Consider the following 3,535-nt stretch of genomic DNA (forward strand, 5'->3'; position numbering starts at 1 on the left):
ACGCCTTTACGGGCATTGAGCACGATATGTGGGGCGTTGGTCATGCTTTCCATGCCGCCAGCGACGATAATGTCGCAGCTCCCCGCCTTAATTTGGTCGTGGGCGTAAATTGTGGCCTGCATCCCTGATCCGCACAATTTATTGACGGTGACGGCGCCAGTAGATTTTGGAATGCCGGCCATAATTGCGGCTTGTCGTGCGGGTCCTTGTTTTAAGCCTGCGGGTAAAACGCAACCCATAATCACATCATCAATTTTAGCCGCGTCAATATTGGCTCGTTTTACGGCTTCGGCAATCGCTGTTGTGCCGAGTTCAACGGCGGTCATTGCACTAAGTGAGCCTAGCATGCTGCCCATTGGGGTGCGGCTTCCCGAAACGATATAAACGGAGTTGGACATGGGGTGTTTTCCTTGTAGGTACTGTTTAAATTGGCCTGTTGGCCAGAGAAACAAAGGATGAATTTTGACCGCGAGTACTGCGAAAATGGAGGCGTATTAGGCCATAAATCGCTTGTTTTTTCAATTTATTAGCTATTTCTGCTCGTTTACTTCAAATAATTTGTGGCGCACTGCGCGGCGATATTCACCTGGACTGCTGGTGCAGTGTTGCTTAAACAGGCGACAAAAGTAACTGCTGTCGGTGTAGCCGCATTGCCGACCGATTTCCTCTATCGACAAGTTGCTGTTTTGGAGAAGGTCCCGCGCCAGTTCAATGCGCATTTTCTGCATATATTGTAGTGGTGCCAGTCCGGTAACTTGACGAAACCGGCGATGAAAACTGCGCTCGCTAAGCCCGCTTTGGCGAGCGAGGTCTTTGATGTTGAAGGGTTCATTGAGGTGTCTGGCCAGCCAATTTTGGACGAGAGCAATGGTTTCGTCGCGGTGTAAATCGCTGCGATCAACCCGATAACTATTACGTGAAAAGGGGCGTCGGCTTTCCGGCGAGAATTGCTGGGCGACGCGGCGGGCAATAGATGCGCCCCAATAGCGGTCAATGAGATGTATTACCAGATCGGCGGCGGAGTTCACGCTGCCAGTACAGAACAGGTTGTCAGCTTGGGTGATAAGGTAATCGCGGTGCAATACTACCTGCGGATAGCGGGTCGCGAAGTCGTCAAAATAGTGCCAGTGCGTAGTCGCGACGCGTTTGTTGAGTAAGCCTGCTTCGGCAAGAAAATAGCTGGCGTTACCAACCGCGCAAATATCGGCGCCACGCTGCTCATGATGTATTAGCCATGCTTTGATTTCGGGCCGAGTAGGAGCGCCTCGGTGCGGGTGGCGCCAGCGGCTGGGGATAATAATGAGGTCGTAGGCGTCGTCGTCAGTGAGCTCCGCGTTGGGCATAATTTCCATGCCGCCGGAGACACGGATCGGCGGCGGGTCGAGACCGACAATAGTGATGTCGAGCAGTGGCGTACGGGTATGTAGCCGCGACACACTGTTTGCCGCAGTTAATAACTCCATGGGAAGGCTAATGCTGGTGGCAAGGGCGTCGTGAAAAGCTAAAAGGGCGACTCGTTTCATATTTGGCGCAATCATCTTATTTTTTGGCAGTTATATTATATTTCAAATTGTCTAACATCGATAGACTGCTGCCTGATATCGTGATTGCTATAGATAAGGAATAAGTGTGAGTAAGCTTCCCGTAATAGTTGGTTTTGGTGGTGTTAATCCTGCAGGTCGCAGTTCCTTTCACCACGGTTATCGCCGTATGGTCATTGACGCACTGGCGCAAGATAAGGCGGACCGAACCTATCGCAGTCTATCAGCGATTATGGGCTTGTCGCCAGAAACCGCTAAGGATGAGGCTCAGCGCCGTTATATTCTTGAGCACACCTTAATTCGTAAGATTGAAGGTAACATTTTCGACACTGATCAAGTGCCTTGGAATAAACGTATGGCCATGAGTGGGCTGGATGGTGACTTGCAGTTTGTCACGCGGGCTCGGGATTTACCCGACGAACTCCCCGCGGGTTGGTCGGTGCGAGATTTGGGCAGCGGCAAGGTGTCGGTCAGTATTCATAATGGCTGCGATATTTTATTACCGACCAGCCGTAAAATTGAAGTTTCTTCTGCGGGGCAGTTCCCGACGGGCTTTGACCCCGCTGCGCTATACGCTTCGCGCAGTCACCCTCGCGGATTGCAGTTGGCAATTTGCGGCGTGTCCGACGCACTTAATGCGATGGGTATTGAATGGCAGGCGGTGATGGATCGCATTAAACCGGATCAGATGGGGGTATACGCTAGCTCCGCTATGGCCCAGCTCGATGACAACGGCTTTGGTGGCTTGCTGTCAGCCCGAGCCAACGGCGGCCGGGTTAGCTCTAAAAACCTCGCCTTAGGTTTGGCTGACATGCCCGCAGACTTTGTTAGCGCCTATGTTTTAGGCAGTGTTGGTACCAGTGGTCCGAGCTTAGGCGCTTGCGCAACCTTCTTTTACAATTTGCGGCAAGCGGTGAATGAAATTCGCAGCGGCAACATCCGCGTCGCCGTGGTTGGTGTTGCGGAGTCCGGCGTCGAGCCGCGAATTATTGATGGTTACTACACCATGGGTGCTTTGGCTTCAGATGCTGAGTTGTTAAAGCTGGATGCAGAAAAAGGTTTGAGCGAGCCAGACCACCGCCGCGCCAGTCGACCCTTTAGCAGTAATTGTGGATTTACCGTGTCCGAGTCATCCCAGTTTATTGTGCTGTTTGATGATGATTTAGCGATGGAGCTGGGCGCCCAAATTCACGGCGCCGTGCCGGATGTATTCGTCAATGCCGACGGTTATAAAAAATCGATTTCATCGCCGGGCGTGGGAAATTATCTCACTGTTGCTAAAGCGCTCGCGGCGGCAGCCGGAATTGTCGGTGATGAAGCGATTAAACGCCGCAGTTTCGTACAGTCCCACGGTACCAGTACCCCGCAAAATCGAGTGTCAGAGTCCCATATTCTAAACGAGGTGGCGAAGACCTTTGGGATCGAAAGGTGGCCAGTCGCAGCGATTAAGGCTTATCTAGGTCACAGCATTGGTGCGGCTTCTGGCGATCAATTAATTGCCAGTTTAGGGGTGTGGAATGACAATATAATTCCAGGCATCAGTACAATTGACCATATCGCCGACGATGTTCATTGCAGTAATTTACGCTTGCAGAAAGAACATATCGAAGTTGAGCCCGACAGCTTGGATGTTGCCATTTTGAATGCTAAAGGTTTCGGGGGCAATAATGCCTCCGCAACACTGCTGTCGCCGACCTTAAGTAAGCGGCTGTTGCAGGGAAGACACGGGGCTAAGGCTTGGCAGGAATACTTAGGGCGACAGGAACAGAGCCGCGAGCGGGCCGCCGCGTATGATGACAAGGCATGTGAAACCGGCTTTAGTGTCCTGTATAAATTTGGCGAAAATGTACTTGCTGGTGACGACTTGGATATGAGTCGAGACGGTATTGGCATTAAAGGTTGGGCTGGGAAAGTGGATCTTAGTCTTGAATCGCCCTTTGCGCAGTGGTTGAAATAGGGCGAATAAGGGGACAGACGGATGTTTTTAGGGTAAA

The 3,535-nt window shown here is 51.7% G+C and carries 3 protein-coding genes; 1 reads left to right on the forward strand and 2 read right to left on the reverse strand.

Going from position 1 to position 3,535, the window contains the following annotated elements; all coding sequences use genetic code 11:
• On the reverse strand, positions 1-398 hold a 398-nt coding region (locus tag ABYT30_RS17110; protein ID WP_373097650.1), incomplete at its 3' end, for a beta-ketoacyl synthase N-terminal-like domain-containing protein.
• Between the two features lie 132 nt (positions 399-530).
• Positions 531-1,523: a GlxA family transcriptional regulator gene (locus ABYT30_RS17115; protein WP_373097652.1), complete on the reverse strand. Its 993-nt coding sequence runs from the start codon at positions 1,521-1,523 to the stop codon at positions 531-533.
• Between the two features lie 106 nt (positions 1,524-1,629).
• On the opposite strand from ABYT30_RS17115, the gene ABYT30_RS17120 reads away from it, so the two are divergent.
• Positions 1,630-3,498, forward strand: a complete 1,869-nt coding sequence (locus ABYT30_RS17120; protein WP_373097654.1) for a beta-ketoacyl synthase — start codon at positions 1,630-1,632, stop codon at positions 3,496-3,498.
• Positions 3,499-3,535 lie beyond the last annotated feature (37 nt).

The sequence above is a fragment of the Zhongshania sp. genome (genome assembly GCF_041623545.1).
Lineage (GTDB): Bacteria > Pseudomonadota > Gammaproteobacteria > Pseudomonadales > Spongiibacteraceae > Spongiibacter.

Excerpts from the sequence above, each read along its gene's own strand:
- ABYT30_RS17115 (WP_373097652.1), bottom strand. The coding sequence starts at position 1,523 with ATGAAACGAGTCGCCCTTTTAGCTTTTCACGACGCCCTTGCCACCAGC.